Annotated in this window: 15 protein-coding genes and 3 pseudogenes; 1 reads left to right on the top strand and 17 read right to left on the bottom strand. The window is 37.8% G+C overall.

Annotated features, from left to right (window positions below; genetic code table 11):
* Positions 1 to 263: 263 nt before the first annotated feature.
* The 16 genes and pseudogenes from FNZ60_RS07510 to FNZ60_RS07440 all read right to left on the bottom strand — a co-directional run bounded on the left by FNZ60_RS07510 (position 264) and on the right by FNZ60_RS07440 (position 17555).
* Complete coding sequence (locus FNZ60_RS07510; RefSeq protein WP_142416996.1) at positions 264 to 1862, bottom strand: BID domain-containing T4SS effector; 1599 nt, start codon at positions 1860 to 1862, stop codon at positions 264 to 266.
* A 512-nt stretch (positions 1863 to 2374) separates the two neighbouring features.
* Positions 2375 to 2500 (bottom strand): annotated as a pseudogene (locus FNZ60_RS10240) (type IV secretory system conjugative DNA transfer family protein); the annotation flags it as partial.
* Positions 2501 to 2694: 194 nt separating this feature from the next.
* Positions 2695 to 4329 carry a BID domain-containing T4SS effector gene (locus FNZ60_RS07505; RefSeq protein ID WP_142416995.1) on the bottom strand — a complete coding sequence of 545 codons (1635 nt, stop codon included), beginning with the start codon at positions 4327 to 4329 and terminating at the stop codon, positions 2695 to 2697.
* Positions 4330 to 4739: 410 nt separating this feature from the next.
* Positions 4740 to 6716, bottom strand: coding sequence for a Ti-type conjugative transfer system protein TraG (traG, locus tag FNZ60_RS07500; RefSeq protein ID WP_142416994.1), 1977 nt, complete (start codon positions 6714 to 6716; stop codon positions 4740 to 4742).
* Positions 6717 to 6864: 148 nt separating this feature from the next.
* On the bottom strand, positions 6865 to 8487 hold the full coding sequence (locus tag FNZ60_RS07495) for a BID domain-containing T4SS effector (RefSeq protein WP_142416993.1): 1623 nt from the start codon (positions 8485 to 8487) through the stop codon (positions 6865 to 6867).
* Between the two features lie 11 nt (positions 8488 to 8498).
* Positions 8499 to 8714: an antitoxin VbhA family protein gene (locus FNZ60_RS07490; protein ID WP_142416992.1), complete on the bottom strand. Its 216-nt coding sequence runs from the start codon at positions 8712 to 8714 to the stop codon at positions 8499 to 8501.
* 62 nt (positions 8715 to 8776) lie between these two features.
* Positions 8777 to 9847 (bottom strand): P-type DNA transfer ATPase VirB11, encoded by a 1071-nt coding sequence (virB11, locus tag FNZ60_RS07485; protein ID WP_142416991.1) that lies wholly within the window; start codon positions 9845 to 9847, stop codon positions 8777 to 8779.
* On the bottom strand, positions 9844 to 11004 hold the full coding sequence (gene virB10, locus FNZ60_RS07480; protein WP_142416990.1) for a type IV secretion system protein VirB10: 1161 nt from the start codon (positions 11002 to 11004) through the stop codon (positions 9844 to 9846). The genes virB11 and virB10 overlap by 4 nt, the downstream gene beginning before the upstream one ends.
* Positions 10997 to 11863, bottom strand: a complete 867-nt coding sequence (virB9, locus tag FNZ60_RS07475; protein WP_142416989.1) for a P-type conjugative transfer protein VirB9 — start codon at positions 11861 to 11863, stop codon at positions 10997 to 10999. The genes virB10 and virB9 overlap by 8 nt, the downstream gene beginning before the upstream one ends.
* Positions 11860 to 12564, bottom strand: coding sequence for a VirB8 family type IV secretion system protein (locus FNZ60_RS07470; protein WP_210243982.1), 705 nt, complete (start codon positions 12562 to 12564; stop codon positions 11860 to 11862). Before FNZ60_RS07470 ends, virB9 begins: the two co-directional genes overlap by 4 nt.
* Positions 12518 to 12832 carry a type IV secretion system protein VirB7 gene (locus FNZ60_RS07465; RefSeq protein WP_142417012.1) on the bottom strand — a complete coding sequence of 105 codons (315 nt, stop codon included), beginning with the start codon at positions 12830 to 12832 and terminating at the stop codon, positions 12518 to 12520. The genes FNZ60_RS07470 and FNZ60_RS07465 overlap by 47 nt, the downstream gene beginning before the upstream one ends.
* A gap of 208 nt (positions 12833 to 13040) precedes the next feature.
* Entirely contained in the window at positions 13041 to 14045 is a 1005-nt protein-coding gene (locus FNZ60_RS07460) for a TrbL/VirB6 family protein (RefSeq protein ID WP_142416987.1), read from the bottom strand.
* A pseudogene (locus FNZ60_RS07455) lies at positions 14032 to 14548 on the bottom strand (type IV secretion system protein VirB5). The gene FNZ60_RS07460 and the pseudogene FNZ60_RS07455 overlap by 14 nt, the downstream one beginning before the upstream one ends.
* Positions 14545 to 16899: a VirB4 family type IV secretion/conjugal transfer ATPase gene (locus tag FNZ60_RS07450; RefSeq protein WP_185913532.1), complete on the bottom strand. Its 2355-nt coding sequence runs from the start codon at positions 16897 to 16899 to the stop codon at positions 14545 to 14547. Before FNZ60_RS07450 ends, FNZ60_RS07455 begins: the two are co-directional and overlap by 4 nt.
* 22 nt (positions 16900 to 16921) lie before the next feature.
* Entirely contained in the window at positions 16922 to 17230 is a 309-nt protein-coding gene (locus FNZ60_RS07445; RefSeq protein WP_142416985.1) for a VirB3 family type IV secretion system protein, read from the bottom strand.
* Position 17231: 1 nt separating this feature from the next.
* Positions 17232 to 17555: a TrbC/VirB2 family protein gene (locus FNZ60_RS07440; protein ID WP_142416984.1), complete on the bottom strand. Its 324-nt coding sequence runs from the start codon at positions 17553 to 17555 to the stop codon at positions 17232 to 17234.
* A 397-nt stretch (positions 17556 to 17952) separates the two neighbouring features.
* On the opposite strand from FNZ60_RS07440, the gene FNZ60_RS07435 reads away from it, so the two are divergent.
* A complete protein-coding gene (locus FNZ60_RS07435; protein ID WP_142416983.1) occupies positions 17953 to 18678 on the top strand; it encodes a hypothetical protein in 726 nt (241 codons plus the stop codon).
* Positions 18679 to 21066: 2388 nt separating this feature from the next.
* Here FNZ60_RS07435 and FNZ60_RS07425 read toward each other — a convergent pair.
* A pseudogene (locus FNZ60_RS07425) lies at positions 21067 to 21434 on the bottom strand (helix-turn-helix domain-containing protein).
* Positions 21435 to 22777 lie beyond the last annotated feature (1343 nt).

Below are 22777 nucleotides of genomic sequence, written 5' to 3'. Positions count from 1 at the left end.
GATAGTTTAAAAGAAAATATCAAATTGAATGGCCTCCAAAGATTTCGCGCTATTCACATCGATATATAATGGACATTTATGTCTTTTATACAGTTTTTTTGTGAAATCTTATCAATAAGTTAGAATAAATTACTGGATTCGTTTTTGGAATTACTTTTTGTAATATTCTAAAACAATTTATGGGGGCAATTGCGATAGAATAATTGGCGCGATGAAGAGTGGTGTCAAGATTTCGGTTGGAAGATAAAAGGGAGCACACCTTTTTAGCCGGTTAGAGCCAGCGATGAAGAACGGCTAACTTTTAAGCTGCGGGCTTGGCATTGTGCTTCTTGGGTGTTCTTGACAGTTTGTGCAATTTCTTTCGCCTTGCTTTCTGATATTCCAAGAAGACACGCCAGTCTTGTATGGTCGTTTTCTTGTATGGCTTTCCGATCTTCTGCGGAAAGACGACTTTGTAGTTGGCACGAAAAGGTATGGAGTTCTTGTCGCAGGACTGGAGAACACAATAAAACTTCCCTTTGTTGTTCTTCTGGTAAAGTAAAAAGGTGTTGTAAATTTTTTCCAGGTTTTTCGACCACGTGGCTTAGACGCTTTTGTTCTCTGTGGTGGTGTCCTAGAATTTCATCTTTTGTTTGTTGGGTTATTATGCCATAGTTTTTAAGGGCTTGACTGAGTTGTGGAACAGCTTGTTTGGCTTGTCTGCGATTTGGACTATTTATGCCAAATATTTTTCTCCCTGCAAGTTTAGAAATTACTTGAGGGTTTTGTAGAATTTCATCAGCAAATTGGTCTTTTAAGTTTGGAGCAGCCGTTATAATATCCAATGTTGTTTTTAAGGCTTGTGCTTTACCATAAACAATCTTTGATAGTTTTTCGATTTCTGTTCGGCTTGCTTCAACATAAACATCATTTGAAACTTTTGTGAATAACGCTTCATTTGTGAGAGGGGCTAATGTTTCTTTTGGGATCAGTATTTCTTTTACATTTTGAACATTGGATTTTTGAAAACAGAGGCGGGCACCGTTGTGTAATGTTTTAACCTGTTCTGGAGGAAGATCATCTTTGTGACCGACGACGAAAGCCCCATCGACTTCCATGACAAAACCTTCTGCTGAAGTGCCTCTAAAGATGCCTTCATAGAGAATGCCTTCCTTTGCTGCAACGACAACGCGATTGTTAATTTCATCCAATCCAGCTTCTCTCATTTGGGAGATGAATTCTTTTAAAACAAAGGCTTTTTGTGGATGGGTGATATCTTCAAAAAGATCTTTCATCGGTTGGGGATTGCCATGTTGCATGGCTTCAATACAAGCTGCTGTCATGCGTCCTTTTGTGATGAACGAAAAGTCAATCTGATATCCTGCTGCTTGTCCAAGTTTTTCCATAAACATTCGGTTAACGCGTCCATTGCCTTTTCGGAAAGGATGAGCATGCTCAAGCGCCATAAAAACATCAGCAGCATTTTCAGCAAATTCTTGGCGCGATAAGCCTTGTAAATTATTTTTTTGGCTTAGCATTTTTTCAAGTTGTTTGAGCTCTTTTTTTATCTGTGGTCCGATGGCAAAAGGAACGTCATACCCTTTGGGGCGCATTGCCGGCATATGAGCCTTGCTACCATCTTCAAAGGTAAAGGTTGTATCGCGGGTCTGACCTGCCCATTCAAAAGTTTTGTAGAACAAGCTCCAGTGGATTTGTTTGAGATATGCGGTATCAAATTTTTGGGGAAGTGGTTCATGACGAAAATTGGTGGCTTCTTGTGATGTATCTTGGGCACAGCGCTCATACAGTTTTTTAGGGGCTTTGATGCCATATTTATTTTTGAGTGTTTTGGTTCCTTTATAGAGATAATTTTGCTCTAACATATCGTTTCTCCTGAAAAGCTAGGGTGGTGGTTAAGGCGCGTCTTAAACGTGGGCCATGTTGAAAATCCCCCTTTGCGTGTTCTTTTGAGACTTTGAGTGTTATGAGAGAAAAGAGATCCCTTAAATTCATGCATATTGTCTTTTTATTTTTTTGTAGAGAGAGACGGCAAGTTTCCTGTAAAGGCGTTGCCTTCAAAAGTTTCTTGATGGGAATCTCAAAGCGTAGATATGGTTGGTATGCATTGTTTGGTGATGGGGAGGGCGCTTCATAAAAAATATTTGGCTGGCTTGGCACACGCATAACAACAGTCTTCAAGAATTTCTTTCCCCTATATTTTTCTTGCTCAGTCACGCGGGAATTCCTTACTTTATGGGCTTGTATGAAACAAAACCTGTGCTTTTATTCTTTGATGTTGTTTTTGTTTTAATGCATGATCTCCGGCAAGCAGCTGTTTTTAACTTTTCTGTGCTTTGAGTGCAAACAAGGTCTTTTCAGCAGCCGCTAACATTTCTCACCCTTTAAAATAGATCATGCGATCACATCGTAAAGGGGGGAGGCTTTACATAAGGATAATTTATTTATCTTGGTGCATTTTTTGAATAATTTCATGCGGTAAAATCAGTGTGAAATATTGATATAACCATAAAAATCTATTTTATCTAAGATAAACAAAATACGCCTTTTATAGTTACCGACAGCTGTCATCATGGATGGCATCCATGCTCTTTACAAAATTGATGATAGGGCACTTAAGTGCTCTTTTTTCATGGAGAGAACAGCGTCAAAACATTTCTTTTCCATGGGTGTTTAAATCATAAGGCCTTATACTTTTTAGCTGGCAATAGAGAGCGCATTTGAGCGAGTTTGTGCATATGTATAGCTTTGTTTATGCGCTTCTTTGGCTTTTTGAATAGTGTTGGTAATTTCTCGTGCTTTGTGTTCTGATACACCAATACTTTGGGCAAGTGTTTCATAATCTTTGTTTTTTATCGCACTCCACTCGTTTGTTGAGAGACGATGTTCTAAATTGGTTATAAAAGTGCGGAGTTCTTTGTACAATTGAGGAGATTGAGACAAGTTTTCTCTTTGTTGTTCTGGTGATAAGGCAAAAAGGTTTTGCAAGTTTTGACTGGGATTCTCTATCGCTTTTCCAAGGCGTTCCTGTTTAATTTTATGGTTTCGAGTGACGACGTTAGAGGTAGCTTCCACAGTATAGGCATAATTTTCAACTGCAAGAGAGAGATGATTGAGATAATTTCGAGCCTGTATACGTGCGGGATTTTGGAAACCGCATATACTCAAACCTGCTAGAGGAGCAATAGAGTGCGGTGCCTGTTGAATCTGATGAGCAAGCTGTCGGCCTAATTCTGGATTTTTAGTCATCTCTTCTATCTGTTGGTTTAATGTGTTTGCGTTACCATAAACAGCTTTTGCGTGTTCTCGGATTTGCTTTTGAGCTTGAAGGACATAACTATCTAACGCAACCGTTTTGTCACATTCACTTTTTGTGAGAGGCGCTAATGTCTCTTTTGGAATGAGTGTGGTTTTTAATTCTGCGGCTTTTGGGGTGGTAAAGGTAATGATATCACCGGGTTTTAATGATTTTAATCGTTCTGGGGTGAGATCATCTTTGTTACCGATGATGTAAGTACCTTGCATATCAAGCACAAAACATTCTGCATAACAACCTTTATAGGTTCCCATATAGGTTTCTCCTGCCTTTGCCGTCATAACAAGGCGCTCATTCACGTTGAGTCCCGTATTGCTTGAGTGGTCCATAAACTCTTTTAAAAGACGCATTCTTTCTGGATTGGAGATATCTTCAAAAAGATCTTTCAACAGTTGTGTATTGCTATATTGTATGGCTTCAGTACAGGCTGCCATCACACGTTGTTGTGTGGCAAGCGAAAAGTCAAGCGGATGTCCTGCGGCTTTGGCGAGTTTTTCAAAAAAGATTTGTTCTGCGTGTTCATTGCCATCTATGAATGGGTGAATTTTGTGAAGAGAATGAAATAAACTCGTTGCTTCCACGACAAATTCTTCGCGCGTTAAGTCTTGCAAATTGTCTTTTTCGGCAAGTATTTGCTCTAAATTTTGTAAGAGTTTGGGGATTTCTTCACTAGTTGCAAAATTATTGCCCCATTCGCTTCTTTTCATTTCTGGCATGGCAGCAACGCTACCGTCTGCAAATGTGAAGGGAGTATGGCGCAAATATCCAGCCCATTCAAAGGTATTTTTAAACAACTCATAATGGATATGGCAGAGATAAGAGCTATCAAAATATTCTGGTAGAGATTCTTCACGCAGATTCACTAACGCTTGTTCTCTATCATGTGAGCATTTTTCCAGAAAGCTTTTTAAATCTGTTTCTCCATATTTATTTTTGAGTATTTGAGTACCGGGATAGATATAATGATGGGGAGAAGCGGGGGATATATTTTTTGTTTTTGCTTTTGCTTTTGGCATTGTTCCATTCCTTATAATGTTACGCTGATCATGAGAGTGTTAAATTCTTCTCGTGAAATATTTCCCCTCGCGTATTTTTTAAGATTTTGAGCATTGAGTGAGGGAATAAAGTCCCCTCAAATTTATGGATGTTTTTGTTTGTATTAATCCTTCTTTTAGCGCTTTTGCTCTTCTGTTGTTTGAGATGATTTTCTTATAAACGCGTTGCCTTCAAAAGCTTTTTGATAGGTATTTCAAGGCAGAGATATGGTTTCATTGTTTGGAGATTTTGAGATGTTTTATAAAGGATATTAAGTTTTATGAGTGCATACATAAAAGCCCCTTTCAAAGAGTTTTTCCCCCCATATTTTTCTTGCTGGATCATATGGAAACTCCTTGTTTATGGTTTTTTATAAAACAGAATCTTTGTTTTACTCTTTAATATTGCCGTTCTTGTTTTGATGCATCATGGTCTCTATAAGAGAATGGTTTTTAGTTTTTTTTTGCGGAGCAAAGCGGTTTTTTGCAGCTGCGGCTAACATTTCTTTTCTTCTGAAATAGATGGCGCGACCACATCGCAAAGGAGGTTGCCCTTGCATAAGAATAATTTGTTCATCTTGACGCATTTCTTGAATAACTTCGTGGGGTAAAATGAGAGCTCTTTGTTGATAATTGATGTTGTAAGAACTCTTTCCTAAAGATAAGCCTCTTGATTTATTCGTTCCGGTGACTTCAACGGTCATTTGTCCACAGCGTTCTGAAATGTCTTTCGCTGTTTGAAGATCTTTAATGGCAGCATAGCTGACAAAGGAGCAGCTTTCAAACCATGAACGTGCTCCTGCTTCTCCAAAGTGATTGACTAACTGACCAGAGGATTGATAAAAAAGCATCAAGGACGTTCCGTATTTACGTCCACGATCACGTGCTTCTTCTAAAATATTCATATAGCCTAGAAGATCAACTTCGTCTAAGACAAATAAAACACGTTTTTTATAATTACCGTCTGCTGTAACCATGGCATTGAGAAAGGCACCAATAATCACACGTCCGATTGCTGGATAACTGTTTAAAATGCTGGCAGGGAGATTGAGAAAAACATCTGTATTGCCATCTGTGATATCTGAAGAGGAAAAATCATTGCCGCAAACAAGATTTGCGTAATTGGACAAAGAAAGCCATTGGGTATCTTTTGAGGCGGTTGTATAGACTCCTGAAAAGGTTTGTTCTGCCATTTCTGTAAAAATACCCACCATTTCACGAATAAAAGGAGAAGGGGTTGTGTCTTGAATCATGCGTAATTGATTGACAACGGCTGTTTCTGATTGAGAGAGAATTCCACGCAATGTTTTTAAATTGCGCTCCTCGTTTTCATATTCATCAGAAAATATGACGTGAGCAAGAAGAGCTGTTAAAAGATTATGGGCTTGTGTTGAGAAATATTCCGCTGAAGAATTGTCTGATTTTTTATCTGTAAGAAGCAATTTGGAAAAGCTAACAATATTGGCTTCACGTTGTGTGCGTGGTACGCTGTCATCTAAAAGCCAATCGATGACATTAAAACTTTTTGTTAAAAGTGAATTGGGATCAAGAACAATAACATTTCTATTGCCCATTTTTTGACGCGCAAATTTTACCATTGGAGCTACTTCTGTTGAAGGATCAAGACAAACAACAGAACCTGGATAGGTTAAACACGTAGGAACCACTGTGCTTGTGGTTTTATAACCACCAGAACCAGCAAAAAAGATCATATGGGTTGAACCAAAATCAAGATTAAAGGTTAGCAAAGGTGCACTTCCACCCTTTCCCCATGTTGCTTTATTGCCAGGGGCAAAGGGAATTTTGCATACATTATCTTGATCAACACGGTATCTTTCCCCCACAACAATTTGCCCATTGGCAGGAAAAATTTTTGCTGCTTCTCTTAAATTCATCCATGAGGCATCACCAAAAACACCTTTTCTTGCACGCTTGACCTTATTTTTAGGGGGAGAGGTTGTGATGAATTGAATGATGGAAAAAAAAGCACCAATGATAATGCCAAAGACAATCATGGGATCCATGAATTGAAGTGCATAGCTCCACGTTATTCCTTGTTGACCAACATAGGGGCTTAAACGTTTTATTTCACCTCCAATATAGTAAAGAGCAATGATGACAAAAAAGACTAGGGAAACAAAAGTGATTGTTTTACGTAAATGCAGTTTTTGCGAGAGACTATAAAACAGTGAAACAGCAGCTGTTAGGGCTAGAACTAATAAAGGCTCTGAACGAAGAGTCCAATAAACTTGATCACTCCTTAGTCCATTTGTTATTAGCAATAAAAAATGAGGGACAAGAAATATCGTTAAAGCACCTAAAGCAATGGGGGCTAAAATAAGGACCATTTGTGTCTTGGTATATTTCATTGTATTTTACTTTCAATTCTCTTTAGAATATGCTGTGAAATACTCTTTTTTAAAGGGTGTAATACTCTCTTTTTACAAAGGTGCAGATAACATTAATCCGTTTTCGTTTATGCACTCTTCTCGTGAAAGAGAAAGGTTTTATTCATTCTTAGCTGGCCATAGCGAGTACATTTGAACGGTTGACGGTGTGTGTATAGGTTTGCTGGTGTGCTTCTTTGGCTTGCTTAACGATTTGTGTAATTTGCTTGGCTTTATTTTCTGATACACCAAAGCTTTGAGCTAATGTTTCATACGCATTATTTTTGACAGTTTTATGATCAGTTTCTGAGAGACGGCTATTGATGTTTTTGACAAAGTTGGTCAGCTCTTTTTGAAGGATAGGATTTTTTGCTAAAGCTTCTTGCTGAATTTCTTTTGGCAAGGTGAGGAGATCTTGCAAGTTTTTACTTGGAGTTTCTACTATTTTTGCACGGCGTTTTTGTTCTGTTGCATGTTCTTGAGTAATTTCTTTTTTAGCATGTTGTACGGCATGCGCAAAATTGACAACGGCACTACAGAGCATCTCAACATGATTTTTAGCGTTTGCACGTGTCTGATTTTGTAGTCCACATAAACTCAAACCTGCAAGATGCGCAACAGAGTCTGGTGTCCTTTCAATTCGTTCAGCGAGCTGTTGGCTTAAGCTTGGATTTTTAATCATTGCGACTATCTGCTCGTCTAATGTTTTTTTATTACCATAAACAATTTTTGCCAACTTTTGAATTTGGTTTCGCGCTGTTTGGACACAAGCATCTTCTGCAACCATTTCGGCCATTTCATTTTTTGTCAAAGGGGCTAAGCTTTCTCCTGGAATGAGAATGCTGTCGGTTTTAGGGACTTTAAAGGTCAATTTTTCACCAGGTGTTAATGTTTTGAGTTGTTCTGGTGTGAGATCTGCTTTGTTGCCGATGATGTACATCCCTTCCACATCGAGCATAAATCCGTTTAAAGTCGCACCTTTATAAATTCCAGTGTAGATTTCATCTTCTTTTGCAGCCATAACAAGACGATTATTCACATTGTGTCCAAGCGCTTTTGAGTGGTTCATGAATTCCTGTAAAAGACATATTTTTTCTGGATTGGAGATATCTTCAAAAAGATTTTGCATCAGTTGTGTATTGCCGTGGTGTGCTGCTTCGTAGGCGGCCATCATGCGCTTTTGCGTGGCAAGTGAAAAATCAAGTTGATAGCCTGCTCCTTTGGCAAGATTTTCAAAAAAGAATTGTATTGCGTGTTCATTGCCATCTACGAATGGGTGTAGACTTTTGAGAGAGACAAAGAGTGGGAGTGCTTCTGAAATAAAATTTTCGCGTGTTAAGCTTCTTAAATAATCTTTTTCGGCAAGTGTTTTCTCGAATCTTTGTAAAGATTCGTGGATTTCCTCATCGTTTGCAAAAGCACCGTTCCATTCGGCTCTTTGCATTAATGGCATGAAAGCAATGCTTTCGTCTGAAAATGTGAAGGGAACAGAGCGGATTTTTCCAGACCATTCAAATGTGTTTTTAAATAACTGACGATGGATATAGCATAGATAATGGCAATTAAAATGTTCTGGAACAGATTCTCTACGCAGCCTTTTTAAGCCTTCTTCTATATCATGCGAACATTTTTCCCGAAAGAGATCTAAATCTGTTTCTCCATATTTGTTTTTGAGTGTTTGGGTGCCAGGATAGAGATAATTATGGGGCGAAGGGTGGTCTATATTTTTGGTTTTTGCTTTTGCTTTGGGCATTGTTAATCTCCTTATAGTGGCGCGTTTTCCATAAGCGTATTAAATTCTTCGAGTGAAATATTTCCTCTTGCGTATTCTTCTAAAATTTTTAGCGTTGTGGAATGAAGCTTTATCCCTTCTATCGTATGGGTGTTGAAGGCGGCATCAACGGCTTGGCGGCGTTGTTTTAATTCTTCCGCTGTCATCGATAAAAGGTTTTCTTTGTTTCCTGTTGTTTTGCTTTTCATGCATTTTTCCTTTTATGGGCGATGTATGTTCAATCGTTGCTTTAAAAGAGCCTTCAACCGTTTTAGTCCCCGCCAAAGATATTTCGTTGTTTGAAGGGATCATAATAAATTTCTGTGACCTTAAATTTTCCTTCAATCCGTTTGCATTGGATGATGATATCAATCATTGAAATCAATAGACCTCTAATATCATCACGCTCTAAATCACTTCCCCCGTCACTTTCTTTGACCAAAAGGGTCATTTGCTCAAAGGCTGCAAGAGCTGTTGAGGCATGAACCGTCGTAATGGACCCTGGATGACCTGAATTGACATTGCGGATATAATAAAAGGCTGTACCATCCCGAAGTTCTTGCAAAAGAATGCGATCAGGACGCATGCGTAAAGATGATTCAAGCAATTCTTTGGGACCAACGGAGGCTAAGCCTTGTCCATCTTTTGAATAGATCATTGAGACATGGTTCGGGTGTGGTATCATCAATTCTTGTGTGTCTTCAATGGTGATAATACGCTCGTTTTGAGGGATTTTGGCGATTAATGCTTTTGATAATGTTGTTTTCCCCGAACCGGTTTTTCCCGCAATCAAAATATTTTTTTGGCATTTGACAGCTTGATTTAAAAAGAAAACAAAGTCTTTATTGCAATAAGCGTTGGCTAAGTCATGCTCGGCGATTTTGAGTTCGTTAAAACGAGAAGGATAATCATTTAATGGTGTGAAAGAGACCTGCTCACATAATGAGAAGAGACCTTTGTGAGCGAGCTCTTCGAGAGAAAAACTTTGTGATGATGGCTTACGAATGGTCATACTAACCGTGTCTTTTTCGACAGCGGGGGGAATGACAATTTGAATGCGCTCATTGCCTGGCAGGGTTGCGGATAATATCGGGTTCTTGTCTGATATGTTTTGCTTGGAATAAGACGCGACAACCTTTGCAATTCCCATAAGCTCATTAAAAGACAGAGCCGGTGCTTCTATTGTTTTCCATCCATCAATCCCTTCTGTCATCACTTGATAGGGACGATTGATAACAATTTCAAAAAGACTCTCATCTTTCAAAAAAGCACTGATTGGCTCAAGTTTCGTGAGAACAATCGCGATAGTTTCATTGTTTATGGTGAGTAAGGTGTGGTTCATTCTAAAGGTATCGCAGAATTTTTGTAAAAGTTTTTTGAAACAGCTCGATTGATAATCTGTTTTTTATTTTCAATGGCTTTTAATCTATAAACGCTGGAAAAATCTAAATCACGGGCAACAAAAATGTTGACCATTTCCCCTTGGTTTTTGGATAAGGTGGGAGGAATATTGGCGTAATTTTCGACAAGGATATTGGCAATGTTTTGTCCAGAAGAGAGAGTGTCATTTTCTTCTTTGTCTTGTTTTTTGGCTAAACGTTTATTGGCATAGGTTGTTGCGTCTTTTATCAAGGATACCAGAAGAGCAGAGCCGATCCTCTCTAACCAATGATTATCAATATTACCGTCAATACCAGAACGTCCTAAACTGTCTGTTGCCGGTGAAGCTAAGGATATAATGACCCCATTGGGCGTTTTGGCTCTGTTCCATAGTACAAAAAGACGGGTTTGGCCTTTTTTTAATCCAGCGCGATATTCACCAACAATTTGAGTGCCTTTATCAAGAAGAACAACACGACTATTATCGGATAAAATATCTCTGGAGACAATACAACTGGCAAAGCCTTGTTGATCACTACTGATGGCTGTTTCTAAGATACAAGGGATAGACGTTCCCATCGTGATAATATAATTTCGATTGCCAAGGGTTGAAGCACGAACACCTTCAAGAACAGTGGGTTTGAGAAGATGATTAAAGCGTTGTGTTGTTTCATCAGGCTTGCTTTCCTGTTGGTGAGGCAAAGTTCCGTTATTGACTTGTGCATCTGTTTTGCCTTGCTGTGCATTTGCATAAGCTAATACAGGAGCACGTTGTGCGGCTTCCAACAGCGGATCATCAGAATTTAATTGATTGATGTTGGGGGATGGGAGCTCGACTTTGGGTAAAAGAGCCTTATTTTGTTGGGATTGTTCAAGGAGAGGGGGGACAGGCTTTGCAGGGCGAAAAAGCTCTGTTTGTTTGATAACTTTTCCTTCTTTTAAAGATTCAATTGGTTGTTTTTTGTCTGTGACAAGTGTTGAATAGGCTAAATAAAGACAGACACTGAAAAGAATAATAAGCGCAATTGCTTTGCCTACATTGTTCTGTTGACTTTTTCCTTGAGCATTTTTTATGGTATCGCGATCATTAATGTTTTTTTCATCCACGGTGTTATTCATGGCTGCTTCCTATGTTCACTTTACGTTGTACAGATGGTGATGTCGTTCCTGTTTCAGGGTTAATGCCTTCTGGAACAAACCTTTTATTAAAGATGCACAATACTTCATTCCCACGTCGTAGTGTGAATTGTGCTGCTGTTGCATGAACAATGACCTTGTTGCCTTTGATCGACTTGGGAATAAGGGATTCTTTCCCATCAGGCGATACAAGGTAAATGGCAGGGATTTCAATATTGCCTAAAAAGGTGAAGGTTGTTGTTTTCCCATTATCATAGACAGAAGCAGGTTCAATGAGGGATGAGCCCTGGGCTTCATAAGCCCAATTGCGTGGTCCAAAATCTTCATGGATATTTAAAATATCATTGACAAAGTTTTCTTCACGTTGTTTGGCTTTTTCAGCTTCGACTAATTTTTTGCGCAAAGCTTCATCTTCTGGATAACGAAATTTTACTAAGAAATAAGTCTCATTACCAGCTGAAACATCGCCTTCACGCACTTGCAATTCAAATTGATAAGAGCGTTGTGTTCCATCTTGGCGGCTTGTGACAATTTGTAAATTGGTCACAGGTTGGACTTCACGTGGTTTGAGAAAAAGAAAGTGCCCAGCCGGTGCAACTTGCCAAGCAATTGAATTTCCAATGCCTACATAAGTTACTTCTTCATCATCGGCAAATTCCAGTTGAACCGAAGAGCGAATGGAGCCAATGATTTGCACGACGTTGTAGGGGTCATAATTGACAAATCTGATGCGGTTGTCTTTACGTGCACTAACAGGCGCTGTTTCCGCAAATGAGAGGACTGTGTGAAAGCCTTGAATAATCGTAAAAATTAAAAAGAGTGTTTGTAAAAGTCTGATCATTTTATCACCTCTGGATCAGATCTATATTCCGATACTTGAAAACCAAGTGGGTTGATGAGACGATCAGACGTTGAAATGTGTGCGTTCACGTAAGAAAAATTTAAGATGGAAATCCAATGGGAAATATTTTCTTTTTCATTAAAGTCTCTGACCGTTTTATAGTAACGAACTTGGATAAGATCTTTGCTTATAAAAGAAATGGATTTGATTGCGACGGTCACAATCATGTTATGATAAATATTTTGCGGACTTTCTGGATTATTGCCTGCGTACCATTTTGCAAAACGGTTCTGTTCTTTTGGAGAAGATAAAAGAGAGATTAAGCGAAAATTATTTTCTGCTTCTGATGCTTGAAACCCCTCACGAGCACGAACATATTGGCCGGCGAAATAACGGGTTATTGCTTCATCATAATCGTTAGGAGAGTCTTTTAGGGCGCTTACAGTCTCAATGATGCCTGTTGAGTTATCAACGCGGATAACAAAAGGTTCTACCGTTTTCAAGGGTGTTAAAGCTGCAACAGCTAAAGCAAGCGCAATTGTCATCAATCCAAAAAGCACTGTTAAAGCCATGGAAATTTTCATCCGCACGCGCATGCCATGCATGCGGTCAATATCAAATGAGCGTGCTTCTTTTATATATTCTTCAAGGGCATCACTTTTCACGCGGAACCTCCACAGTTTTATCAGATCGTGCTTCAGAAATAATCGGCTTTAATAAAGCTGGATGAATTGCTAAGTTGGCTGTTGCTTTTTCACTTTCCAAAGTATTGAGAATGATGGGCGTGGTGACAGACTTTTCGACCTTTTCTGGGAAGGCAATGTTTTTATTGTCCCAATTCCACTTATCTTTATTTAAAGCACGTGTCTGTTTACCATTACAGCGTGGTGGTTTTTTCGGCCCACTCAAAGAAGCACAGCCGGAAAGAGCGATTGTTATGATCATAACAAAAGTTATGTTTCGTTTGATTTTTTGAACGCACAAATATCTTGGAATACAATGCATGAGAGCCTTTTATTTTAAACATTTTTACAAGTTTATGGGATGCAAGATTGTGATTGGTTTTGTTTTAAGACCCAAGATGTCGGGTCTTATATGGAACAAGATTATGGTGCGTGCGCTTGTTAGCGCACGCAAGGCAGAAACAAAAATTCTGCTTCTTTTGAGGTTCTTTATCTTAAAATCGACCACGACCACCTCCAGATCTTCCTGCTCTTGCTGCAGCACCTGCCGCTCCTTTAGCAGCATTACCGGCAGCCCCTGAGATTTGTAGTGCGGCACTTTTAACGGCATTACCACTTGTTCTGGCGCTATTGGCAAGCATGGTGAAAATCTGTCCACCTGAAGAGACACCAGCGTTAAAATATGGTCCACCAGAGGCTAGTGCTGTAGCGATACCAGGAAGCGCACGGAAGATAATAACCCCTATGATCGAAATGACGATGACAGGAGGAAAAAGAACGTAAATTGATTCATATGAAACGTTGAGAACTTGTAGGATAACTTGACATATAATAGTTCCAAGCATGATCACGAGAACTTGCAGAATGGTAAAATTGATTAAGGTTGTAATCCATGCATCGGTGTATTTTCGCGTTGCATTGAACAAATATAAACTAATGAACAGAGGCCCAAGACCTATAATCATAACCAGTGCAACTTGTGCAAACATTTGCACAATAAAACCACCTATACAAAAGAGAATAACGGCAAGAAGCATGATAGAACCAAGAAGGCCCACAACAATCTTTTCAAAAAACCAAGCATTGTATAAAACTTCTTGATAACGGTCACTTGCCTTTAACAAAATATAATCAAAAACATTGGAGTTTGCAGGATTGCTGTTCAACGCATTCCCAATGGCGTTGGATAAATCATTAAAGAAAATATCTTTAACATAGGTGTTAAATGTCTCTGCATTCGTTGCCATTGTTGTTACAATAACGATTTTAACAACATTATTGAGAAGACTGTGCATAGAAAGCGCAACGCGACCTGTCATAACATTATAGCCATACAAAAAAATAAAAATGATGGCAGCAAGATTTAAGGGCGCTGAAATAGCAGAAGATAACCCACTCACCGTTGTGTTCATCACATTGTCGAGGGGTTTTAAAATATACCCAGAAATGCTTGCAAAGGGAGAAAACTTATCAAATGTAGGGAAATTATAGTTTGACATCTGCGCCAGCACTCTCAAGTTTTTCTTTGAGTTCTTTTTCTTTTTCTTTTAATTGTGATTGAAGTATTTTATGCTTTTCTTGTACCTCTTCTTCATGTATTTCTTCTTTTGTTTTTGTATCTCTGGCTTGAATCATATCAAGAGCCTGAAGTTTTAAAATATTCGTTTGAAGATCGGCTTGAAGAAGAGAAACTTTTACCTGAAGTTCTTGCTGAAGAGCTTGAAGTTTCTGCAACTCTTCAGGCTTAGTTTCTTTTTTAGTGTCTGTTGTTGTATCTATTTGTGATTTAACTTGTGCAAGTTTAGCACTTATCTCTTTGATTTCTTTTGCAGTTTCAACGGCAGTTTTATAAATGGTTTCAGCGGTTTCTGATTTTGCTGCATTGAGTTTTTGTGTGGTGTCGAGTGCTTGTTTATAATATTCATCCGCTTCAGGTGCTGTTTGTGATAGCGCAGGCGAAATAAAGAAAAGATAACAGTGCCACTAAGCTATATTTTTTCATTGGTTTGTTCTCCTTTGATAAAATATGGGGAGCCATTTATCAGGATCTGTGCCATATTCGTTTATAATTTCATTCATGAGTTCAATATTTTTGGTTGTGCCGCTTAAGACGGCGATCTCATCATTCATTCCACGCAAATTAAGTTCTGCAACGACGGAATTTTGTCCTTGTTTGACAAGAAAACGACGCGATTCTCTGCTTAATTCCGACTGTATCAGTTCAAATTCACGCTCAGAGAGTTTGAAAGCTTCGACATAATCATTGTAATTTGCTTTTTGATTGGGAAAAAATATTTGGGTAGGGCATTGCTCAATAATTGTATGCGCGATGGTGGAGTTCAAAGCGTCTTTGGGGCTTTGTGTTGCAAAAAGCATCATACCATTTTGTTTACGGATTGTTTTGAGCCGATCTTGCGCAAAAGCTTTGAAGGAATCATCTTCTAAAGCTTTCCAGAACTCATCAACGACAATAATGATGCGCCGTCCATCAATCAGATCAAGAATGCGGTGAAAGAGATACATCATCAAAGGGCGCCGAATTTCTTCATTGTCTAAAAAATCGGTCATGTCATAGCCAATGAATTGTGCATTTAAATTGAGATCATCTTGATCATTATCAAAAACCCACCCTAAATCATTGCCTCTAATCCAGCGTTGTAGCCGTATGGCAATCCCTTCTTTGGATGTGTTGTCAAAAAATAACTGAAGGGCACCAAGAGAGCGTTGTGTTGGAGGGAGATTTTCCAAGGAATCGATAGCTTTGGCGATATCTTGTCGTTCTTCTTCGGTCACGGTCTGCCCTTCACTGCTCACGAGTTTTAAGATCCAATGACGAAGAAAGATTTTATTTTTTTCGTTGTATTCCATGCCCTTTAAGGGGGCAATACCGGTAGGCTGTCCATTTTTTAAAGGCTTATATTTTCCACCTCCGGCTCGTACAAAAATCTCTGCTCCTTGATCTTTGTCAAAAAAAACCATGGTTGGATTGTGTTTTTGTAATTGTGCAAGCAGAAAATTAACAATCACTGTTTTACCAGATCCCGATGGACCACAAACAAAAGTGTTTCCAAGATCACCATAATGAAAATTAAAATAGTAAGGTGAACCGGCTTGGGTTTTTAGCAATGCGACAGCTGCCCCCCAAACATTGCCGTTTAATTTGCCAACGGGGAAAGAATGAAAGGGCGATAAAGCGGCAAAGTTTCTGCTGGTAATGGCGCCTGAACGCGCACGATAGCTAAAGTTTCCAGGCAATTGCGCCCACCATGCGGCTTCTAACCCTAAATCTTCTCTGGCAATGACAGCCCCCCCATTGGTTAAATGGGAACGGGCTTTTGATAAGTTTTCAGTCAGTATTTTGGGGTGATCCGCAAAAACGGCTAAAGAAATGTGATGTTCACCCAAAACAAAACGGTTTGACTCCAAATCATCTAGGGCTTCGTCCAGCGCATCAATTTGTGAGCTCGCACGGTCGGCTGCATTAATCATTTGATTTTGCTTGCGGCTCATAATGGCACTGGCGGCCGCTTTACTTTTAAAAACAAAAGATTGGGTTAAGATGAATTCAAAGGGTACCGTAAGCAAGCCATCGGTCATCCCTGGGCGGGTTTTAGAAGGGTATTCTTTCCATCCAAACATGCCGACAAAGCGTTCATTGCTCTCATGGCGTATTTCGATAATTTCTTTCCCAAAAATAACACGATCTGAGTAAATCGTTGAGGCAATGGTTCCAAATGTGAGAGGAATACGTTCACGTCTTCCCCCTACCAGCTGGTGAAGAAATTCACTTTGTTGGGAAAATAAAATCCCTTCATGTTCATAAATTGATAGGAGACGGGGCTCATATTCTTCCAAACCTTGCATGAGATCTTGGCTTAACTCTTCGAGTTTATGAATAGCTTCTGCGTCAGGTTCAGATTGTGTTTTTTTTGCTTTGCTCAAGCGCTGAAAAAATGAAGCCAATTGTTCTGTTCTATCCACTGCTGGATTCCAAAGCAGTGAAATAAACAGATCATTTCGATACAGCTCTTGCGAAACCATTTTCTTTTTGTATTTTTCATCTAATGTTGTGGCAAAAGATGAAAGAAAATGCCCTTCTGGATAAATTGTTTCACGACGGCGAATGATGTGAGAATATAAAGCAACCCGTTCATCGGCGATATTTTTCAAAAGAGTGTTTAATTGGTTGTGTAAAGAATTGAGTTGATCAATATCTACCGTGTCAAAATTGACACCTTCAACAGCCATAACAACCATTAAACAGCGTGAATTTAACGCAATGACATGCTGGTTGATATGGCGGATATAGGGAATATATTCCTCAGGCAAACTTTCCCGTTTCATCATTGTTATCTGTTTCACCGGTTTTATTCCTTCAGCTTAGTTCCTTATAAGTGCGGATAAGGCGTAAGGGGGAAGTCGAACCGCCTCCCCATCGGCTGAGATTTTTTTGCTTTCCTCTTGTATTGAGCCACGCAAATAATAGGCGAAATTGGTTGTGATCATATTTTGTCACTTCACGCAAAATAAAGTGCATCCCAATTCCAAGACCAATCATGGTAAAACCACTGGTCAAAATAAAGAGAATGGAGGTTGCCATGGCATTAAGCGCCATCGCTTCCATTGTCACACCGGCAAACATGGCAGGCCGTGTACAGGCAAGGAAAAGAGTATCTTCGTTCATTTTATGTCGTCGTGCCCGCTAATTTACCGACGAGAGCGGGAGCCCCAAAAACAATACCAATACCAATAATACAGTAAGCTGCTTTGCGTAAATCAATAAAGCCGTACATCCAGCCAATACCCACCGCGGCAACACATATAATGGCAATGAGTTTTGCCGTTGAACCCGTCATCATTTTGACAATGTTATCTAAAACACCATCAAGATTTCCAAAACCACCCCCACTAGCAGTAGAAGCAGCATAAGAAAGATCGGACACAAACACTGCTGTAAAAAGCAGCATGGTTACGATAAAAACGATGTTCTGAAATCTATTATCTGTCATTTTACCTCTCTCTAACAAACAATATTTGTTCCTATGTTGACATTCCATTGTCTCTAACAACGGGAGAATTCTGTTATTTTGTGACAGCTTAAACTCCTCAATTTTTGTTTTTTAAAGTCTTGATCGTGGATCTCTTCACTCTCAAACGCTTCTTTTTAAAGAGACAGAAGTCTTTTCAAATTGAGATTGTATTATATGAAAATGGCAATTTTAAGTTGTGTTTCTTGATCAAGACAACAATATTAAAACGAGGTAAGAAAGAATATTATTCTTTACAAAATGTAGTTAATGTGTAACACAATATATTTTGATTTTTTCTTTAAAAACAAGGAGGTTACTGATAAATAATGTGAAAGGAGAGAAAAACAATGAATTTTGTAAGTGAGCGTGTCAAGAGATGTTATTTAAATTGATTGTTATTATTTACATTATGGGTTCTGTAATTTGGGGATTGATCCAATATAAAGATAAAATAGATTTCAGCGTTTTTAAAACATTTAAGATGCAAGATATTCAAGATGTTGTTGATCTCTACAAGGAAGAAAAAAAATTGAGTCAATTGATCACCAAACAGTCCTTAGAAAAAAAAGAACCATCTTCCTCTCTGCAAAAGAGTATTGCATCAAACGAAGTTGCAAATAATGCTGTTGTTTTTCATGGTAGGGCATCGGTTACCAGTGGGGTCACATTTAAATTACTAACACCTACTGCCCAATCTTGGCGATCCCATACGACGCGTGATATTCATCTTTATGGCGTGGATACATGTGCACCTCGTCAAAAAGCAAAATTAAAGGATCAAGAATGGCCCTGTGGTGTGGTTACAATGGCTTGGCTTGTCACCAAAACACTTGGTGTGGATGTATCCTGTCAGCAGGCTTTTATGCACAATGGTGTTTATTATGCGCAATGTTTTGTTCAAGGGGTTGATTTAGCTGAGGCAGGTCTTAGCGAAGGTATGTTGGTACTTTCAAAGGAGGGTAAAAATCCTATTCCAACACAGTATCATTATGCAGAAGAAAAAGCACGTGATAATAAGATTGGTCTTTGGTCAAGCAACTTCACCGAACCTGTCAAGTGGCGGCGAGATAATGGCTCTTACAACCCGTTTGCAAGCCCGTGATTGGCTTTAACGAATATACTGACTTAAACTTTTATAGAGAAAACTTTACCCATAAAATTGCAACAGACCATAGGGTAAATTGGAATAAACCGTGAGATTATTTTCGTTTTTGAAGTAAACGGATGCGTTATTCATTTTCAAAAGAGATTTGCTCTCAAAATAGTTTTTTTATCTTTGCTTATATGCTTTTATACTTTATAAAAAGAATGAGAATGTTATTTTGGGTGGCACAGGTTTTTTTTAAGTATTTATCCTTGAAGGAGAAAGTGGGAAGATAAAAAATGCTCAAAAAACGGGTCTCTAGAGCAAGATGGGTAAAGATAAAAAATAAATGATCCCCAAAATAGTATAATGTTTGATACAATAGATAGAATATTTCACAATGCTTGAAACAATTTATCGCAAGCGTTTTTTTATCAAAATTTTGTCTTTAGTGTTAGGCAATGCTGCTCACTTCTTCAAAAGTAATTAAGCTGTGGTCCTTGTTGCTCTATAAAACGATCTGCTTCTAAATTCAGTCGTTCCAAATAATGGATTGCTTTCAAATAGGCTTTTATGAAAAAAACTTCATAAAAATGATTTGTATTGTTGATTGCTTTTTCTATATTTTGAGATCATTAATAGGGGGAAAAATGACTAAAAATACAAATAGATAAAAGGGGTTGTCTTTTTCTTGGTATGGTTTTGTGGTTCATTGGGGGTGATATCAAGCATTATAATGCTTATAAATTTTCCTCAGGAAATAACAATTCCTATTACAATGTCTCTCTTTGAAATCCGTTGAATAAAAACATGCGCGCGTCTTCTTATTTTGTCATTTTTATTCAGTTTTGGCCTTTTTCTTCTCATTGTATTTTATGAAAAACTCATACAATAGCTATCTTGCGTTATTTGACTTTAGAGTGTTCACTATGAAAGAAAACAAGGAGTAATAACACTGTATCTTTATAAAATATGGAAATTCAAAACCCATTCTTGGGGGTAATGTTAACAGATAAGCTATTTAAAGAGGGCTAAAATGAAAAAAATTATTTTATTCTGCATGGCTCTATTATTGGTAGCGGGGTGTGAAAAAAAACGATAGTGTGGAAGATTTTAAAAAAGATGCAAAATTAAGAGAAGAATGGGGAAAGAAATGTTTTCTTATCAAGATAAGCTATTAAGGACTCTCAAATTGTCAAAATGTTGCTAAAAGCAAATAATTAAATATTTTTCTTACCAAAGCTTGATTCTACAGATCGTGGACACGGCTTTTAATCAGTACATATCTTAACAATGGATGTGATCGATAAGCTCCAAATAAAGAAGCTACTGTTCTGTTGGTTGTAACTTCTTTTATGTTTATAGAAGCAATTATTTTTATGGAAGTAATCGTTATCATTTGTTATTCTCGATGATTGTTCATGTATAATGGCAAATCGATTAAGCACCTCCATTTTTATGCTTGTGAAGAAGCAAGTTGGCATCATCAAACACTTGTGCCAGCCTTTGAGTGTTTGCGACAGTTCTTTCTTTTAAGACGATTCACGAAAAGCCCTTTTTAGTTTTTTCTTAATCGTTTTTACCCACACATTCATCCTGCTTTTAAGGTGCAAGTAGATGGTTGTGTTTGATTCAAACATAAAACAGATTTGAAATGAGAAAATCTTACGATATTTGAGGCTCCCATTCAATATGAAAACAGTATATTATCATTATAAATCAAGATATTATTAATGTGTATTCAACAATATTTTTTTGTTTCAACTTTATCAAATTGAGGATTATTTTTACGAGAGTATTGGATCGCGTTTTTTATGATAGGTGTTGGTGCAGTATTGAGATTTTAGAGGAAAAAAACCATCTCTAGAAATTTATAACAGATACTAAATCCTTATAGGAGGCATCTTACAAGTTTTTCGTATATCAAATGTATATTATCAAAAATAAATGGTGCTTCTATTGTGACGAGGAGGATCTTTTTAAAAATATGGATAAGTGTTTATCCTGCTGTGCCTTACATCACCATCATTTGAAGTGTGGTGATGTCGGGCATAAAGCTGTATGCATAAGGAGCTTGGTGAGAGAGTGTTGTAAATATTGAGGGGAGAGTGGCTTTAGAGCTTATGCTTCCTTCCTTTAGGGTGGTGCTATCAAGTGAACTAGGCGAGAGGTGAGATAAGACGCTGGACTGTTTACAGAGCAGCACGGGTGAGAACTTTCGTCCTTTGAGCGGAGGAAAATCAAGAACAGGATTTTAGGTATTTATCGCGGTACTTTTTAGTTTTTTCTTAAGTTTAAGTGCAGATTACCTTAAATCAAAAAGCATGCGTAACTGAAGAGAAGGCTGTCCTTTAAATATGCATGAATTGTTGAGAAAGAAAACCTTTAACATTCTAGGACATGATTTTAAAAGCTTTTATTTGGATCAGAGATTAATTGTAAAATGGCTTTGCGTTTTATTGTGGTGAGAATTCTAAAGTTTTTTAAAGCAAATATTCTTCTTTTTTTGAAGCAATTTCATCATGATAGTACGGGGCGTTTTCTTTTGTGATGATATCAGCATAAAAGAAGGAAACCGAAACATTTAAAATATCGGAAATTTCCTTTAAACGCCCTACGCTTACACGATTTAAGCCTTTTTCCTATTTTTGAATTTGTTGAAAAGTGATACCTAAATGATGTCCTAATGTTTTTTGAGACATTCCCAATATTTTTCGCCTCAAGCGAATTTTTTTGCCGACAAACAGATCAAGTTTAAGATTTTGAGTTTGCATTTGTCCCTTCCGGTTGCGAGCGCCCTCGCATTGGTATTCCGGGAGGTTGAAAATACTGAGCTCAGTCAGCTTTTTTCTTTTAGTACGTAAGACGCACCTGGATAGTGCAAAATCTACCGGAATCCTAGGATGTCCACAGAGTGGGATAAATTTATGTGTCGAGGTTTCGGGGGTGTTTTTCCTCTTGATCGGTGTGTATGCGATCAAAACATTTTTTAATGGGTAAAGTAATTTTAGGAGCTTGGCAATAAAAATAATTTTTCTTGAAATGGATAGATTTTTTTAAATGAGAAGGGGGCCTTTCAAATTTTCTCATATTTATTTGCCAAAATTATGCTATCAGCTTTGCTTTTGGTAAAGGGAGAAAACAAATCCATAGGGTTTAAGATTAAGCTCTCGAGGGCACGCTTAACGAAGATTCTAACGCATAACCAAAAAGGTTTGTTTTTATATGGTTTCAGAACTATGATGAGAGGGAAGCGCTCAATGAACACACAAAACACAACTAAAATAGAGCGGATTGGGCAAAATAGAATAGATTGGGTTGTTCGTATATTTATCTGCTTATTTTCAAGAGATCTTTCTCAGTGTTTACACTCATTTCACAACAGAACTTTGTAGTGCTTTATGAAGTGTATAAAGGTAAAGCTTTTATGGATAGGATAAAAACTATACTTTTATCTTTACTGAAAAAAAGATGCGCGACAGCATATATTGCTGGAGCATAATTTTTGTTCGTTCAAAATGTTAAGAAAATTTTTGCATTTGAGAGAAAGAGATATTTTATTCTTTATCTTTAAGTGTTTTTATTGTTCATTCCACTTATAAATGTGCAAACAGAGCATTTTGAGTGATTCAATATAAATAGATTTGAAATTAAGAAAAAATATTTTAGCTTTTCATTAAGCGTGAATAATAAATGATTGTTGTCAATCAATGATTTTATACTGAAAAAAGCGATTTTTAGGCGGGTTTTTATCCGTTGATTTTCAAGTTTAAGAACTTGAATATTTTCGCTAAAAAACTGAATCAATGCAGTTGTTATAAAGACTTGAAAGTTTTATGAGAAAATGGACATTGCGGAATGATAAGCTTTTGCTATAAAGCGTTTTAAAATTTTGTAGAACTTAACGATAACGGATTTATTTTATCATTTTTTATGATTTTTATAAGCGATACAAAGTTGAGATAGGATTTGAAAAAGCGGATGACAGAATTTTTATCTTTCGGTAAGTAGTTTTGAAGTTAAAAGACAGCTTGATAAATGATAAATAGAGATAGGTGCACCATGAATGAACTTACCCATATTGAGACTATTATAGCGCATTATGATGCTGTTTTTT

Source organism: Bartonella massiliensis (genome assembly GCF_902150025.1).
GTDB lineage: Bacteria > Pseudomonadota > Alphaproteobacteria > Rhizobiales > Rhizobiaceae > Bartonella > Bartonella massiliensis.
This window is presented reverse-complemented; position numbering and strand designations above follow the sequence as displayed.

Excerpts from the sequence above, each read along its gene's own strand:
- FNZ60_RS07510 (WP_142416996.1), bottom strand. The coding sequence starts at position 1,862 with ATGTTAGAGCAAAATTATCTCTATAAAGGAACCAAAACACTCAAAAAT.
- FNZ60_RS07505 (WP_142416995.1), bottom strand. The coding sequence starts at position 4,329 with ATGCCAAAAGCAAAAGCAAAAACAAAAAATATATCCCCCGCTTCTCCC.
- traG (WP_142416994.1), bottom strand. The coding sequence starts at position 6,716 with ATGAAATATACCAAGACACAAATGGTCCTTATTTTAGCCCCCATTGCT.
- FNZ60_RS07495 (WP_142416993.1), bottom strand. The coding sequence starts at position 8,487 with ATGCCCAAAGCAAAAGCAAAAACCAAAAATATAGACCACCCTTCGCCC.
- FNZ60_RS07490 (WP_142416992.1), bottom strand. The coding sequence starts at position 8,714 with ATGAAAAGCAAAACAACAGGAAACAAAGAAAACCTTTTATCGATGACA.
- virB11 (WP_142416991.1), bottom strand. The coding sequence starts at position 9,847 with ATGAACCACACCTTACTCACCATAAACAATGAAACTATCGCGATTGTT.
- virB10 (WP_142416990.1), bottom strand. The coding sequence starts at position 11,004 with ATGAATAACACCGTGGATGAAAAAAACATTAATGATCGCGATACCATA.
- virB9 (WP_142416989.1), bottom strand. The coding sequence starts at position 11,863 with ATGATCAGACTTTTACAAACACTCTTTTTAATTTTTACGATTATTCAA.
- FNZ60_RS07460 (WP_142416987.1), bottom strand. The coding sequence starts at position 14,045 with ATGTCAAACTATAATTTCCCTACATTTGATAAGTTTTCTCCCTTTGCA.
- FNZ60_RS07445 (WP_142416985.1), bottom strand. The coding sequence starts at position 17,230 with ATGAACGAAGATACTCTTTTCCTTGCCTGTACACGGCCTGCCATGTTT.
- FNZ60_RS07440 (WP_142416984.1), bottom strand. The coding sequence starts at position 17,555 with ATGACAGATAATAGATTTCAGAACATCGTTTTTATCGTAACCATGCTG.
- FNZ60_RS07435 (WP_142416983.1), top strand. The coding sequence starts at position 17,953 with ATGTTATTTAAATTGATTGTTATTATTTACATTATGGGTTCTGTAATT.